This window comes from Stutzerimonas stutzeri (assembly GCF_024448985.1).
GTDB lineage: Bacteria > Pseudomonadota > Gammaproteobacteria > Pseudomonadales > Pseudomonadaceae > Stutzerimonas > Stutzerimonas stutzeri_AP.
Map to the genome: position 1 here is coordinate 132,660 of NZ_JAMOII010000007.1, position 14,328 is coordinate 146,987.

Annotated in this window: 13 protein-coding genes; 7 read left to right on the forward strand and 6 right to left on the reverse strand. The window is 60.3% G+C overall.

Annotation, left to right across the window (positions count from 1 at the left end; translation table 11 throughout):
* Positions 1-106: 106 nt before the first annotated feature.
* The 3 genes from NA647_RS10885 to NA647_RS10895 all read left to right on the forward strand — a co-directional run bounded on the left by NA647_RS10885 (position 107) and on the right by NA647_RS10895 (position 4,504).
* Entirely contained in the window at positions 107-1,297 is a 1,191-nt protein-coding gene (locus NA647_RS10885) for an osmoprotectant NAGGN system M42 family peptidase (protein WP_256057699.1), read from the forward strand.
* A gap of 210 nt (positions 1,298-1,507) precedes the next feature.
* Entirely contained in the window at positions 1,508-4,264 is a 2,757-nt protein-coding gene (locus tag NA647_RS10890) for a hybrid sensor histidine kinase/response regulator (protein ID WP_256057700.1), read from the forward strand.
* 9 nt (positions 4,265-4,273) lie between these two features.
* Positions 4,274-4,504 (forward strand): YheU family protein, encoded by a 231-nt coding sequence (locus NA647_RS10895; protein ID WP_256057701.1) that lies wholly within the window; start codon positions 4,274-4,276, stop codon positions 4,502-4,504.
* Positions 4,505-4,624: 120 nt separating this feature from the next.
* Here the strand turns inward: NA647_RS10895 and NA647_RS10900 are convergent, their stop codons facing one another.
* The 5 genes from NA647_RS10900 to NA647_RS10920 form a co-directional block, all read right to left on the reverse strand.
* Positions 4,625-5,047, reverse strand: coding sequence for a hypothetical protein (locus NA647_RS10900; RefSeq protein WP_256057702.1), 423 nt, complete (start codon positions 5,045-5,047; stop codon positions 4,625-4,627).
* A 129-nt stretch (positions 5,048-5,176) separates the two neighbouring features.
* Complete coding sequence (locus NA647_RS10905) at positions 5,177-6,322, reverse strand: CynX/NimT family MFS transporter (protein WP_256057736.1); 1,146 nt, start codon at positions 6,320-6,322, stop codon at positions 5,177-5,179.
* 111 nt (positions 6,323-6,433) lie between these two features.
* Positions 6,434-7,240, reverse strand: coding sequence for an SDR family oxidoreductase (locus tag NA647_RS10910; protein WP_256057703.1), 807 nt, complete (start codon positions 7,238-7,240; stop codon positions 6,434-6,436).
* A 199-nt stretch (positions 7,241-7,439) separates the two neighbouring features.
* The gene (locus tag NA647_RS10915) at positions 7,440-9,095 is read right to left on the reverse strand and encodes a cation acetate symporter (RefSeq protein ID WP_256057704.1); all 1,656 of its coding nucleotides are present in this window, start codon (positions 9,093-9,095) and stop codon (positions 7,440-7,442) included.
* On the reverse strand, positions 9,092-9,409 hold the full coding sequence (locus NA647_RS10920) for a DUF485 domain-containing protein (protein WP_256057705.1): 318 nt from the start codon (positions 9,407-9,409) through the stop codon (positions 9,092-9,094). Before NA647_RS10920 ends, NA647_RS10915 begins: the two co-directional genes overlap by 4 nt.
* Before the next feature lie 255 nt (positions 9,410-9,664).
* On the opposite strand from NA647_RS10920, the gene NA647_RS10925 reads away from it, so the two are divergent.
* From NA647_RS10925 to NA647_RS10940, 4 genes are all read left to right on the forward strand, one after another.
* Positions 9,665-9,889 carry a DUF2061 domain-containing protein gene (locus tag NA647_RS10925; protein WP_181101278.1) on the forward strand — a complete coding sequence of 75 codons (225 nt, stop codon included), beginning with the start codon at positions 9,665-9,667 and terminating at the stop codon, positions 9,887-9,889.
* A 261-nt stretch (positions 9,890-10,150) separates the two neighbouring features.
* On the forward strand, positions 10,151-11,443 hold the full coding sequence (locus NA647_RS10930) for a serine/threonine protein kinase (protein ID WP_256057706.1): 1,293 nt from the start codon (positions 10,151-10,153) through the stop codon (positions 11,441-11,443).
* Positions 11,409-12,206 (forward strand): MlaA family lipoprotein, encoded by a 798-nt coding sequence (locus tag NA647_RS10935; protein WP_256057707.1) that lies wholly within the window; start codon positions 11,409-11,411, stop codon positions 12,204-12,206. Before NA647_RS10930 ends, NA647_RS10935 begins: the two co-directional genes overlap by 35 nt.
* A 90-nt stretch (positions 12,207-12,296) precedes the next feature.
* Positions 12,297-13,142: a pirin family protein gene (locus tag NA647_RS10940; protein WP_256057708.1), complete on the forward strand. Its 846-nt coding sequence runs from the start codon at positions 12,297-12,299 to the stop codon at positions 13,140-13,142.
* Here NA647_RS10940 and NA647_RS10945 read toward each other — a convergent pair.
* Positions 13,132-14,082: a lipid A biosynthesis lauroyl acyltransferase gene (locus NA647_RS10945; protein WP_256057737.1), complete on the reverse strand. Its 951-nt coding sequence runs from the start codon at positions 14,080-14,082 to the stop codon at positions 13,132-13,134. The two genes, NA647_RS10940 and NA647_RS10945, sit on opposite strands and share 11 nt — an antisense overlap.
* Positions 14,083-14,328: the final 246 nt, after the last annotated feature.

The window sequence follows — 14,328 nt, forward strand, 5'->3', positions numbered from 1 at the left end:
CGAGAGGCGGACAGCCGCCTCTCGGGGCGCCATGCTCCCCCGCGGCACCCATACCCGCATTCATTCAACCGCATGGCGGCAGCCTTTTGCCCCACAAGGAATGACCATGACTGCAAAACTTCCAGAGCCCGATCTCAACTACCTGCAACGCGTGTTGCTGGAAACGCTGGCCATCCCAAGCCCCACCGGTTTCACTGACACCATCGTGCGATACGTCGCCGAACGCTTGAAGGAGCTCGGGATTCCATTCGAGCTGACCCGTCGCGGCACCATCCGCGCGACGCTCAAAGGTCGCCAGGACAGTCCGGACCGCGCCATCGCGGCGCACCTCGACACCATCGGCGCCAGCGTTCGTGAAATTCACGCAACCGGCCGACTGGGGCTTTCACCGGTCGGCTGCTGGTCGAGCCGCTTCGCCGAAGGCAGCCGCGTCAGCGTCTTTACCGATACCGGCGTCATTCGCGGCAGCGTATTGCCATTGCTCGCGTCTGGGCATGCGTTCAATACGGAGGTCGACAAGATGCCGATCAGCTGGGATCACGTCGAGCTGCGTCTGGATGCCCATACCACCTGCCGCGCCGATACCCTTGCGCTGGGGATCAATATTGGAGATGTCGTCGCGTTCGATCCGATGCCGGAGTTCACCGACAGTGGCTACATCAGCGCACGGCATCTGGATGACAAGGCTGGAGTGGCTGCCCTGTTGACGGCGTTGAAGGCGCTGGTCGAGAGCGGTCAGGAGCTGCCAATCGATTGTCATCCGCTATTTACCATCACCGAGGAAACCGGCTCCGGTGCTGCGGGCGCGCTACCTTGGGATGTCAGCGAATTCGTCGGAATCGACATCGCTCCGACCGCCAAGGGTCAGGAGTCCAGCGAGCACGCCGTCACGGTCGCGATGCAGGATTCCGGCGGGCCTTACGATTTCCATCTGTCTCGGCATCTGATCAGGTTAGCCGAAGCCCATGACATACCGGTGCGCCGCGATCTGTTCCGCTACTACCACAGCGACGCCCAATCGGCGATCGCCGCCGGACATGACATCCGCACCGCGCTGCTCGCGTTCGGCTGCGATGCGACACACGGCTACGAGCGAACCCATATCGACAGCCTGGCTGCGATGAGCCGTCTGATATGCAGCTATCTGCTCAGTCCGCCCGTCTTCGCCAGCGACGCCCACAGCGGCCAAGGGACTCTGGAAAGTTTCAGTCATCAGCTCGAACACGAGACCCAGATGGAAAATGACACACGAGTACCGCCAGTCGACTCGATTCTCGACAAGCGAACCGACGATTGACGTCCGGGTTTCATGATGTGCCGCCAAGTTGAGGCGTTTGCCAATTGCGATGAATCGGCGATACGGGCAAAGTCGCAAGCCACTGATATTCATGGATCTGCAAACCAGCCGGACAATGCTGGTTTTGCCATTTGCGTATAAACCGCGCACTGTTCGCGATTGGACTGCTTCGCTTGATCCGCTGCGACTTGCACCACTCCGGGTCCCTACATGCTGCCGCGTCTTTGCCTGGCCATCTTCCTGTTCTGCCTGTCTGCCCAGGTCTGGGCTTCCACCCCGGTCCCAGTGGGCTCGGACGAATTCCGCCAACCGCTTGGCAACTGGACCTATTTCCTGCGCGATCCGGCCGCAGAGCTGGACGTCGCCGAAGTGTTCGAGCTGGCGGACAAGACTTTCGAACCGGTCACCGGCATCCACCCCAACAAGGGCAAGAACAGCGCCGCATGGTGGTTTCGGGTAGAACTTGACAACCAGCTGAGCGAGTCCATCGGCGGCTTCTTCGAAATCAACTACCCCCTACTCGACCACATCGACCTGTATCTGCGGCATCCCGATGGCAGCATAAGCCGACAGCAATCCGGCGATAGTCACCCTTTCAGTGAGCGAGCGGTCAAGGTCAGCAATTTCTGGTTCCCGGTCGATCTGCAGCCCGGCACATCGACGCTGCTCCTGCGCGTGCAGAGCACCAGCACGCTGTATGTCCCGCTTTACTTCAGTAGCTATGCAGCGAACGCAGCCGCAGCCGAAGAGACAATGGGCCTCGCCGGAGCCTTCTACGGCGTGCTTTTCGCGATGTTCTGCTACAACTTCTTCCTGTTTCTGTCGCTTCGCGAGCCGGCCTACTTCTGGTACCTGGTCTACAACCTCAACGTCGGGCTGTTCACGCTCAGCTTCGACGGCATGCTGGTCAAATGGCTGAGCGGTGACGGCGGCTTCGTCACCCAGGGCATCTATGCGCTGATGCTCAGCCACTGCCTGGTCTCGATCCAGTTCAGTCGCCACTTTCTGCATACCCGCGAGTACTTTCCGAGGCTCGACCTCACGCTGCGTGTGGCGCTCGTGGCGTCACTTGGAGCGCTCCTGTCCGGGCTGGTGCTCGACATGCGAACCTGGAGCATCCTGTCCAGCGTCATGGTGATCGGCTCCTCAATCGGCCTGTTGCTGACCGGAGCGTTCGTCTGGCGCCGCGGTGTTCGCTATGGTCTCTATTACACCCTGGCCTGGGGCGTGTTGCTGGCGACCTTCGCGATCGTCACCGCCGGGTCCCTGGGCTTCAACCTGTTCGGTCTGTACGGCTCCTCGGTGGTCAAGGTCGGCATCGCCTTCGAGCTGATCACGTTGTCCATCGGCCTGGCCGACCGAATCAATCTGCTCAAGGAAGAAGGCTTTCGGTCTCGCCAGGCCGCCGCGCGGGCCGAAAGCGAGAATCAGGCGAAAAGCCGCTTTCTGGCAAAGATGAGTCACGAGATCCGCACCCCACTCAACGGCGTAATCGGCATGCTGCAGCTGTTGCGCGGCACCTCGCTGGATCGCAAACAGCGCTTCTATCTCGACACCATCGCCAGTTCCAGTTCCTCGTTGATGTCAGTGATTAACGACATCCTGGACTATGCACGGATCGGCGCTGGCAAGCTGGTCCTCGAAGACATCGAATACGATCTGGAAGCGCTGATATCAGAAACCATCAGCCTGTTCACGGCCCAAGCGCTGGACAAGAAACTCCGGCTGCACGTCGGCCTCTCCCCTGGCGTACCCAGGCGAGTACGAGGTGATCCAACCCGGCTCAAGCAGGTATTGATGAACCTGCTGAACAACGCACTGAAGTTCACCGAGAGTGGCTGCGTCATGCTCGAGGTAGAAGCCCAAGGCCCGACCGATGCACGACGGCTGGTATTTTCGGTGACCGATAGCGGCATCGGCATGCGCACCGAAGTGCTCTCGCAACTGTTCGTTTCTTTCGCGCAGGCCGATTCGAGCACTACCCGGCGCTACGGTGGAAGCGGCCTGGGGCTGGTAATCAGCAAGGAGCTGGTGGAAATGATGGGCGGCCAGATCGATGTGCAGAGCGCACCTGGCCAGGGCAGCCGCTTCAGCTTCGACATTGCACTGTGCGATGTCGGCGACAACCATGACCCGCTCACCGCCCTGCTCGAAGGTCGAACCGCGGTGATCGCGTCCCAGGACGCCCATGGGCTCGATGCCATGAGCAATTTGCTCATGCGCTGGGGCATGCGTGTACTGCGCTGCGAAGAGCCGCAACGGCTGTCCCGCTACCTCGACGACCATGCCGTCGCACCGTTGGTGGTCGTGATAGCGCCATGGCCCGGCAAGCCGCGGGATTGGCTGGCGACGCTGAGCAACCAGCTCGAGCCGAACCAGCGGGTCATGTTTCTCTACCCACCGCAGAGCGAGTATCCGGTTCTGGCGCCCGCGCTCCGGCTGGTCAACCTGTCATTGCCGCTCCCACTCGGCCCGCTACGCGAGGCGCTACATCGGCTCTACCAGCCCACGAACCCTGCGATCGAGGCGGTCGCGCCCCACGTAAACGAGACGAAACCGTGCTCGCGTGTCCTCATTGCCGAAGACAATCCGGTCAGCCAGATGGTGGTGTCGGGTCTACTGCGCAAACGCGGTTACGAAGTGCTGATCGTCGAGAACGGACGCCTCGCCGTAACGACCTACCGCGAGAACCCTTCCGCCATTCAATTGATCCTGATGGACTGCGAGATGCCGGAACTGGACGGCTTCGAGGCAAGCCGGCAGATCCGCCGTATCGAGGCCGAACAGGGCTTGGAGGAAGTGCCGATCATCGCACTTACCGCTCATGTCCTCGACGATCATCGCCAGCAAGGCCGCGACGCAGGGATGAACGACTTCATCGGTAAGCCGCTGGAGAGTGAGCAGCTGTATGCTTGCCTGGATCGCTTTCTCAACGAGCCGATCACCGAACCCGACCATCCAATCTGATCCGACTCCATGCTCATTCCTTACGACCAACTCGAACCCGACACCCTGACCCGCCTCATCGAGGACTTCGTGACCCGCGAGGGCACCGACAATGGCGACGAGACGCCGCTGCAAACCCGTGTCGAACGGGTACGCCGGGCGTTGAGCAAGGGTACGGCGGTGATCGTGTTCGATGCCGACCACCAACAGTGTCAGCTGGCGCTCAGAAGCGACGTGCCAAAGGAGTGGCTGGAGGACTAGACAGACTCCCAAGCCAACCTGTGGGGCCTAATTCATTCGGCTACAGCGCGGCCAAGGCCGAACAAGTTCAGTCCTACGGTCTTCGAATCAAGGGCCGTCGCGACAACCAGCGAGCCGGGATCAGCCCAGCACACCGCCGTCACGCTCCCAGGCGCAACGCATCCGCAAATCGCGTTGATGAGGGCTGTGCGTGCCGCTTTCGGTTTCCCAGCGGAAGGTGTGCGTACCGTTAAGTTCGGTTTCCAGATGGACCACCGCGCTGGTCCAGTAGAGTTCGCCGAGCAGCGCCTCGAAGTTGCGTACCCATAACGCCCACTCGTACTCGACCGCGCGATAGCTGGCGCCGAAATGAATGACCTGGGTCTGATAGACGCCTTCATCCGTGCAGCAGGAAAACATTTCCCGCCCGATGAAGGGCCAGCCTTCGCCTTGCGGCAGGTTGTCCAGCGCCCGGCGATTGACGGCGCGGCGAAGGCGACGCTGCTCGGCGTCGACCGATGGCCAGTCACGGATGCTGCCGTAGACGATGGATTCCGGCTCCACAAGGACACTCCAGACGAAAGCCCGACATGTTAACCAAATCCATCCGGCGTTCCAGCATCCACTAACGGCAACGCATCCTCATTCGATGTAGGGGTGACGTAGACCACACCTCGTCGCGAGATTCGAGTCTCAGCTCACCGTAGCCGCAGCCAGATCGCGCCGTGGAGCCAGACGCAAGGCAAGGACGCACATCACGGCGGACATGCCGGCCAGCACCAGGAACGGCCAGCGGTAGTCGCCGGCGAGGTCACGCCCCAGTCCGGTCAGCACGGGCGTGAAGCAGGCCAGGCAGTAACCGGTGCAGAGCATCATCGCAGTCAGGCGACTCACCGCCAGCGGCGTGCTTGCTTCGTACATCGGCAGCACCAGCGACATGGAAAAAGTGCCGTTCAAAGCCACACCCAATAGCATGCAGACCACCAGCGGCTGGACCTGCGGAACCCAGGCGATGATCAACAGACAGACCGTCGCCAGTAACCCACAACCCGACATCAGCAGGTGCCGATTGCCGAAGCGCTGAGCGAGCCAGGGCATGGCAAACGAGCTGGGCAAGCCAATCAGCATGAAGCCACTGAAGAACGCGTTGCTTTGCAGGACGCTGAAACCGGCTTCGTGATAGCGCGCCACCAACCAGGTGGCCAGGGCGTAAAACAGCCCCGCCTGTAGCGCGAAATAGATACTCACCAACCAGGCCCGCGGCTCGCTCCAAGGCAACCCGGCCTGGCGCTCGACGGCCGCTTCCGGCTGGCTCGGCAACCGCCACCACAGCGCCAGCGCCAACACGGCTGGAATGGCCCAGAGCGACAGGCCCAAAGTCCAGCGCTGGTCCAGCAATTGCGTCGCAGGCGCCGTCAGCACAACGCCAATGGTGCCGCCCACGGCCATGCTCAGTGAATAGAAGGCTGCGGTTTTGCCCATGCGATCGAGAAAATGACGCTTGATGAAACCCGACAGCAGCGGCCCTGCAACCGCGATGCCGGCGCCGACCATCGCCGCCGTACCGATCAATACTGCGGCACTCTCGCCGAACAGACGCAGCACCAACGCCACACCGATGACGCCCAGACACAGAGCAATGGTGCGCTCAAGCCCGAAACGCATGGCCAGACGCGGCGCGAGGGGAGCCAGCAGCCCCATCAAGAGAACCGGCAAGGCCGTGGTCAGGCTGATCAGGCCGCGGCTGAGGTTCAGCTCCTCGGCGATGCGTTCGATCAAGGGAGCGAAGGATGTGATTCCGGGGCGAAGATTGATGGCGGCGAGCACCAGAGCCAGCATGAGCAGCCAGCGGGATGGGTTTTTCACAAGTGAATCCATGGGTCGGACTGGGATCGGACCGGCAACCCTACTCCCGACCCCAGATCACGGCAAGCAAAACGGACCAGATGGTCAGGTTCTGCTCTTGTTACGCTTCTTCTCCGCCAGCGCAGCCATCTCATCATAGATGGCCTGCGGGTTCTGCTGCTTGATCTTCCAGGCCATGCGTCCTTCATCGTGCGGCAGAATCATAAACACGCCTTCTGCGACCTGCCGATACATATAGTCGGCGATATCCGCGGCTGTGATCGGCGATGCTTCGAGTAGCTTGCTGATCTGCGCCTTCATGTTCGGCGTCGGCCCGCGATAGGAATCCATCAAGTTGGTCTGGAAGAACGACGGACAGACCACATGAACGCCCACTTCCTGCTGCTTCAGTTCGACCAGCAGACTTTCCGACAACGCCACCACGCCGGCCTTGGCCACGTTGTAGTTGCTCATGCCTGGCGCCTGCATCAGCGCGGCCATGGAGGCGATGTTGATGATCTTGCCGCGGCTCTTCTGCACCAGCGGCAGGAACGCCTTGCAGCCCTTGACCACGCCCATCAGGTTGATTGCGATTTGCCAGTCCCAATCCTCCAGTGACAACTCCTCGAAGAAACCGCCGGACGCAACACCGGCATTGTTGACCACCACGTCGATACCGCCGAGCTTGCTCTCGCAAGCCTGCGCCAGTGCAGTCAGCTGACTGTAGTCGCGCACGTCGCAGCGCTGGGTGAAACCGTCCCCTCCCACTTCGCGCACCATTTTTAGAGTCTCTGCCAGACCAGCCTCGTTGACGTCGGAGAGCGCCAACTGCCAGCCCTCACGCGCCCAGCGCAGGGCGATTTCACGACCCAGGCCGGAACCGGCACCCGTGACCATCATGCGGTTCTGCATCGTTGTTGCCTTCTTGTTCGTTGAGTTGCAACGAGTCTAGCGAAAGCCGAGGCGCGCACCGGCCTCTATCGAAATGCTGAATGACGAGCATGTTCCGAGTCCGATTGACGCGGCCGATAGCCAGCCAGAGCTCTTTTGCCCGTACCGAAACGACGAAGGGCAGCCCTTGGCTGCCCTTCGTTCAATGCTCGATCAGCTATCAGTGAGCAACTGCACCACTGGAACCCAGACCGGTCTGCGACCGTACGAACTGCGAGAAGAAACGCTCGCGTTCGAGACCTGCTGACTTGGACTTATCAGTGATCGAGAAGAACCAGATCCCCACGAACGCGACGATCATCGAGAACAGCGCTGGATACTTGTAGGGGAAGATAGCCTCGGCATAGCCGAACACATCGACCCATACGGTCGGACTGATGATGGTCAGCACCAGCGCAGTAAGCAGCCCCAGCGAGCCACCGACCAGCGCTCCGCGGGTGCTAAGACCTTTCCAGTACATGGAAAGGAACAGTACCGGGAAGTTGCAGCTGGCCGCGATCGAGAACGCCAGACCCACCATGAACGCGATGTTCTGCTTCTCGAAGATGATGCCCAGCAGAATCGCCACGACGCCCAGAGTCAGAGTGGTGATCTTGGTGACGCGCATTTCATCTTCTTCCTTCGCCTTGCCCTTCTTGATCACGCAGGCATAAAGGTCATGGGAAACCGCCGAGGCGCCCGCCAGGGTTAGGCCGGCCACGACCGCGAGAATGGTCGCGAAAGCTACAGCGGAGATGAAGCCAAGGAACAGATTGCCGCCAACGGCGTTGGCCAAGTGGATGGCTACCATGTTGGTGCCGCCGACGATGGCGCCCGCGGCGTCCTTGAATTCGGGGTTGGTGCTGACCAGCAGGATCGCGCCGAAACCGATGATGAAGGTCAGGATGTAGAAGTAGCCGATAAAACCGGTGGCGTAGAACACGCTCTTGCGCGCTTCCTTGGCGTCGGCGACGGTGAAAAAGCGCATCAGGATATGCGGCAGACCAGCGGTACCAAACATCAGCGCCAGGCCGAGAGAGATTGCGGAGATCGGGTCCGAAACCAATCCGCCAGGGCTCATGATCGCTGCGCCCTTCTCGTGAATACTCACGGCCTCGGCGAACAGGCTGCCGAAATCGAAGTTAACCGCTTTCATCACCATGATCGCCATGAAGCTGGCGCCGGAGAGCAGCAGAACCGCCTTGATGATCTGCACCCAGGTGGTCGCCAGCATGCCGCCGAACAACACATACATGACCATCAGTACGCCTACCAGAACAACCGCGACGTAATAGTCGAGGCCGAACAACAGCTGGATCAGCTTGCCGGCACCGACCATTTGCGCGATCAGGTAGAAGGCCACCACGATTAGCGAACCGAACGCGGAGAGAATGCGAATCTGGGTTTGGCCGAGACGGTAGGACGCCACGTCGGAAAAGGTGAACTTGCCCAGATTTCGCAGGCGTTCGGCCATCAGGAAAAGAATGATGGGCCAGCCGACCAGGAAGCCGATGGAGTAGATCAAACCATCGTAGCCACTGGTGTAAACCAGCGCAGAAATGCCCAGGAAAGACGCCGCCGACATGAAGTCACCGGCAATCGCCAAGCCGTTCTGGAAGCCGGTGATGCTGCCGCCGGCGGTGTAGTAATCGGAGGTGGATGTGTTGCGTTTGGCGGCCCACTTGGTGATACCCATGGTGAACACGATGAACGCAACGAACATGGCAATCGCTGTGTAGTTGACGCCCTGCTTCTGCACTTCGCCGGTCAGGGCGTCGGCCATCAGCAAGGGCGAGGCGAGCAGCAGAGCGGCTGCCAGCAATGGACGCACAATCATTTTTGCTGAGCCTCGTTGAGGATTTCCTGGTTGATGCGATCGAATTCGCCATTGGCACGCTGGACATAAACGCCAGTGAGGATGAACGCCATGAAGATCACACCGACGCCCACCGGAATACCCCAGGTAGTGACAGTATCGGCGGCAAGCGGCACGCCGAGGATCGCTGGCTCGAAGGCGATCAGCAGGATGAAGGCGAGATATGCGCCCAGCATGACGGCCGATAGCAGCCAGGCGAAGCGGCCGCGCTTTGCGACCAGTTCCTGGAAACGCGGATTGGCATAGATCTGCCGATAGATATTTTCGTTGCTCATTTACTGTCTCCACACGATCACCGCCACTGATGAGGCGGGGCGGCTACTTTAGGGCCCGACAGACCGAACACCACCCGACCAAAGTCTGGTTTTTATTTCCGAAACGGCCGGAATAGACGGCTTGCGGCAAGCTCGTCGACACGAATAGAGCCGATCTATGCGGCTCATCAAGCACGACGATTTTCAAAACCAGCGTGGCGAAGCGAGACTTCAATTCAACAGAGAATCATTCTCGACCGCATTTGGAGATCTACCATGACCAAGACCGTGACCTTCACGCTGATGCACTTTTGTATTGCCTTCGCGGTGACCTATGCCTTGACCGGTAGTCTCGCAGCGGGCGGTCTGGTGGCAGCCATCGAACCCATCTGCAACTCGGTCGGCTTCTACTTCCACGAGAAAATCTGGCAGCGTTTGGAAAAGCGCCAGACGCCTCGTGAGCCGATTCCCGCTCACGCCTGGTTGCATCATCAGGCCTGAACGAATGCACTAGACACGCGCCCGATCCGAGCCGTTTGCATCGGCTCGCTTCTCCCATAAGCTCTCCATACTCTGCAAAGAAGTCTGCAACCGCCCGGCTTGCTTGTGGTCAATGGCTAACGCGCCATGCCTTTCGCGGCACTCCCTTGCCGGAAAGATGACGGCGGCATGCGGCTGCGGCTTCATCTGTCAACCTCGAAGCCGATCCCCCAATGTTTGAAGTTTGCCGGCCGTCCAAGCCAGCTAAGGAGAGCTCTCTACATGCGATTGCTGCTGTGCTTGATCGCGCTGCTTACACTGGCCGTCGCGCCTGTCCAAGCAGCGGATATCAGCGTCGAGGCGTATGGCTACCCTTTGAGCAACCCCTTCGAAGCGACCATCGCCACGACCCCCGTGGCGCTGCGCGCCGAAGTACCCAGCGATGACGACATCGATCAAGCTGACTTTCGCCTGCGCCTGCGTCCCGAACGGGAATTCATCCTTCCGGAAAATTTCTGGGCAGTGACGCGGCTAACCTACCGTTTGGCGCGGCAACCTGGCCCTGCCCCGCTGATGTTCATTATCTCGGGCACCGGCGCGAGCTACGCGGCGGCGAAAGCCGAGTCGCTGAAGCGATTGTTCTACGGGGCCGGATATCACGTGGTGCAACTGTCTTCGCCAACCAGCTTCGACTTCATCGCCGCTGCCTCACGTTACGCCACCCCCGGCTACAGCCCTGACGATGCCAAGGACATGTATCGAGTCATGCAGGCCGTCCGTGCGCAACAGCACGACCTGCCGGTCACCGAGTTCCATCTCACCGGCTACAGCCTCGGCGCGCTCAACGCAGCCTTTGTCAGCAAGCTCGACGAGACGCGGCAGAGCTTGAATTTCAAGCGGGTGCTTATGCTCAACCCGCCGGTCAATCTTTACACCTCGATCAACAATCTGGACAAGCTGGTGCAAACCCAAGTCGAGGCGATCGACAGCACCACTACGTTTTACCAAGTCATTCTGGAAAAGCTCGCCCGCTACTATCGGCAAAAAGGCGCGATCAACCTCGATGAAGCCTTGCTGTTCGATTTCCAGCAATCGGCCCTGCGGCTGACCGACGAGCAAATGGCGATGCTGGTCGGCTCGGTGTTCCGTTTCTCAGCTGCCGATATCGTTTTTACATCCGATCTGATCAACCGCCGGGGACTGATCGTACCGCCCGGCTACCCGATCGACGAGGGCACCAGCCTTGAGCCCTTCTTCCGCCGCGCCCTGCTCTGCGACTTCGATTGCTACATGACCGAGCAACTCATTCCCATGTGGCGAGCCCAGCAGGATGGCGGAAGCCTGACGCAACTGGTGCAACAGGTCAGCCTGTATGCGCTGGAAGATTATCTGCGTGACAGCCCGAAAATCGGCGTCATGCACAACGCTGACGACATCATTCTGGGTGCCGGCGATCTCGGCTTCCTGCGCCGGACGTTTGGCGAGCGCATGACGCTTTACCCGCGCGGAGGCCATTGCGGCAATCTCGATTACCGGGTCAATGCTCAAGACATGCTGGAGTTCTTCCGTGGCTAAATGTCATTTGTTTGCATTGCTGTTCCTGGCCAGCGGCATCGCCCATGCACAGACGCCGGTCCCCGACGAGGACGGCTTTACCCATCCGCTGAGCAATCTTAAATTCAATCCTGGACTGGATCAGCGTGAGTTCGAGCGCGCAACCTTCGAGGCGCTGGATATCCACGATCCCTGGGAATCGCTGAACCGGCGCATGTACTACTTCAACTACCGCCTGGATCAGTGGGTGATGTTGCCGGCGGTACGCGGCTACCGCTATGTCACGCCGAGGATCGTTCGCACCGGCGTGAGCAACTTTTTCAGCAACCTTGGCGAGATCCCGACGCTATTCAACAGCGTCGCGCAACTCAAAGGTCAGCGGGCCATGAGCACCACGGCACGCTTGCTGTTCAACACCATCATTGGTGTTGGCGGCATTTGGGACCCGGCGACCCGCATGGGCCTGCCGCGCTATAACGAGGACTTCGGCCAGACGCTCGGCTTTTATGGCGTCCCACATGGCCCTTATCTGATCCTACCCGCGCTCGGGCCTTCCAATCTCCGAGACACCGCCGGGCAGGTGATGGACTTCGGCGTGGAGCGCCAAGTCGACTATCTCGACTATGCCGAAGCCAGCGGCGGCGAATTCGGCGTTACCGCGCTACGGCTGATCGACATCCGCCACACCACCAGCCTTCGCTACGGGCAGCTCAATTCGCCGTTCGAATATGAAAAGGTCCGCTACGTCTACACCCGAGCCCGGGAACTGCAGATTGGCGAGTGATCGAATCAATAGATAATAACCTCGGAAATTTCGCATCAATCAATCGCCTGGGTCGCAGTAATCTTCACTTAACCTTCTTGGAGATATGCCATGCCCATGCGCGAGATTCTTGAAATCAGCACCGGTCGCGCCACCTCCGATGGCGCCGGTGTCAGCCTGACCCGTTTGTTCGGCGGTGACGTAGCGGAGCGATTCGATCCGTTCTTGATGCTCGACGAGTTCGGCTCCGACAACCCTGACGAGTACATCGCCGGCTTCCCACCACACCCGCACCGCGGCTTCGAGACCGTGACCTACATGATCGAGGGCCGCATGCGCCACGAAGATCATCTTGGCAATGTCGGGCTGCTCGAAAACGGCGGCGTGCAATGGATGACTGCGGCACGCGGCGTGATCCACAGCGAAATGCCGCAACAAGAAGCAGGCTTGATGCGCGGCTTCCAGCTGTGGCTGAACCTGCCGGCGAAAAGCAAGATGGGCGATCCGGGTTATAGGGACTTCACGCCAGCAGAAATTCCACACGTAACCCTGCACAGCGGCATCGAAGCGGTGGTCATTGCCGGGCGGTTCCGGGCCGAAGGGGTGGATCAATCAGGCGCCGTGCAACGACCGGATACCCAACCGCAGTTGTTCGATCTGCATCTGCCCGCCGGCAGCCAACTCAATCCGCAGCTGGTCGATGGCCACCGGCTGATCCTGTACGTATACGAAGGCGAGATTGAGGTCGCCGGGAAGCGCTTGGACAAGAACCAGCTGGCCAGGCTCTCCGATCAGGGCGAACTGCAGCTGAAAGCCGGCACTGGCGCGCGCGTACTACTGCTGGCCGGCAAACCGATCGGCGAGCCGATCGTCCAGTACGGCCCGTTCGTAATGAACAGCCGCGAGGAAATCGAGCAGGCCCTGCGCGACTTCCGCGACGGCGTTCTTACGGAGTGATCGGCTTCTTCGGCAACTTGCGGTAAAGGCTAGGCTCACCCTCTGGACGGGTCTTGAAGCGACGGTGGGCCCACAAATATTGCTCGGGATGCTGCCGCACCGCGTCCTCCACCCACTCGTTGATGCGCCGGCAATCGGCCTCCTCGCTTTCACCCGGGAAATCAACCAGCGGTGGGTGGATGACCAATCTGTAGCCGGAGCCATCGGCGAGCCGCGTCTGCGTATACGGCACGACACGTGCCTTGCCCAGGCGGGCGAACTTGGTGGTGGCGGTCACGGTTGCGGCATTGATACCGAACCAGGGGACGAAAAGACTCTGCTTGCGCCCATAATCCTGGTCCGGCGCGTACCAGATCGCTCGACCGGCGCGCAGCACCTTGAGCATCGCGCGGACGTCTTCACGCTCAATGGCGCTAGCGTCGAGATTGTGCCGCTCCCGCCCGCGTCGCTGGACGAAATCGAACACCGCATTCTTGTGCTCGCGATACATGCCATCGATGGTGTGACGCTGACTCAGCAAGGCCGCACCGATTTCCAGCGTAGTGAAATGCAGCGCCATCAGAATCACGCCCTGCCCCTCAGCCTGGGCCTGCTGCAGGTGCTCGAGACCCTCAACATGCGCCAGCTTTTGCAGCCGTTCCTTGGGCCACCACCAGCTCATGGCCATTTCGAAGAAGGCGATACCGGTCGAGGCGAAGTTCTCGCGCAGCAGTCGCTCGCGCTGCTTGTCGTTCATTTCGGAGAAACACAACTGCAGGTTGCGCCGAGCGATGTGCCGCCTGGAACGGGCAACCCGATACATCAATGCACCGAGGCCGCGCCCAAGAATCAGCAGAACGCGGTAAGGCAGCTGCACCACCAGCCACAGCAAAGCCAGGCCCAGCCACAGCAGCCAGAAACGCGGATGAAGAAAGGATGCGCGAAAACGAGGACGATCCATCGGCAAGCCCGAACCGGTAAAAGCGCGCATTTTAGGGTCTGTTGACGTTTCGTCGCTAGCCGCGTTGCTGCGCCAAGTGTCGCCAGGCCGGGCGGCGTTCCGCAAGGCGCGGGGTGCAGGTAATGGTTGTTCCCGTGGCAAATCCCGCAACGCCGCATGGCGACATTTGCCGCGCAACCCTTCGGGCCGGGCCTGTTTTTGCGCGATGCGGCGTTATTCGTCGTTCATTTGGAACAACCAAACGTC

What these genes read in the sequence shown, in the direction of transcription:
- NA647_RS10905 (WP_256057736.1), bottom strand. Translation starts at nt 6,322, where the DNA reads ATGCTGGCTCTGGTGCTCGCCGCCATCAATCTTCGCCCCGGAATCACA.
- NA647_RS10890 (WP_256057700.1), top strand. Translation starts at nt 1,508, where the DNA reads ATGCTGCCGCGTCTTTGCCTGGCCATCTTCCTGTTCTGCCTGTCTGCC.
- NA647_RS10920 (WP_256057705.1), bottom strand. Translation starts at nt 9,409, where the DNA reads ATGAGCAACGAAAATATCTATCGGCAGATCTATGCCAATCCGCGTTTC.
- NA647_RS10895 (WP_256057701.1), top strand. Translation starts at nt 4,274, where the DNA reads ATGCTCATTCCTTACGACCAACTCGAACCCGACACCCTGACCCGCCTC.
- NA647_RS10930 (WP_256057706.1), top strand. Translation starts at nt 10,151, where the DNA reads ATGCGATTGCTGCTGTGCTTGATCGCGCTGCTTACACTGGCCGTCGCG.
- NA647_RS10910 (WP_256057703.1), bottom strand. Translation starts at nt 7,240, where the DNA reads ATGCAGAACCGCATGATGGTCACGGGTGCCGGTTCCGGCCTGGGTCGT.
- NA647_RS10935 (WP_256057707.1), top strand. Translation starts at nt 11,409, where the DNA reads ATGCTCAAGACATGCTGGAGTTCTTCCGTGGCTAAATGTCATTTGTTT.
- NA647_RS10885 (WP_256057699.1), top strand. Translation starts at nt 107, where the DNA reads ATGACTGCAAAACTTCCAGAGCCCGATCTCAACTACCTGCAACGCGTG.
- NA647_RS10945 (WP_256057737.1), bottom strand. Translation starts at nt 14,082, where the DNA reads ATGGATCGTCCTCGTTTTCGCGCATCCTTTCTTCATCCGCGTTTCTGG.
- NA647_RS10925 (WP_181101278.1), top strand. Translation starts at nt 9,665, where the DNA reads ATGACCAAGACCGTGACCTTCACGCTGATGCACTTTTGTATTGCCTTC.
- NA647_RS10940 (WP_256057708.1), top strand. Translation starts at nt 12,297, where the DNA reads ATGCCCATGCGCGAGATTCTTGAAATCAGCACCGGTCGCGCCACCTCC.
- NA647_RS10915 (WP_256057704.1), bottom strand. Translation starts at nt 9,095, where the DNA reads ATGATTGTGCGTCCATTGCTGGCAGCCGCTCTGCTGCTCGCCTCGCCC.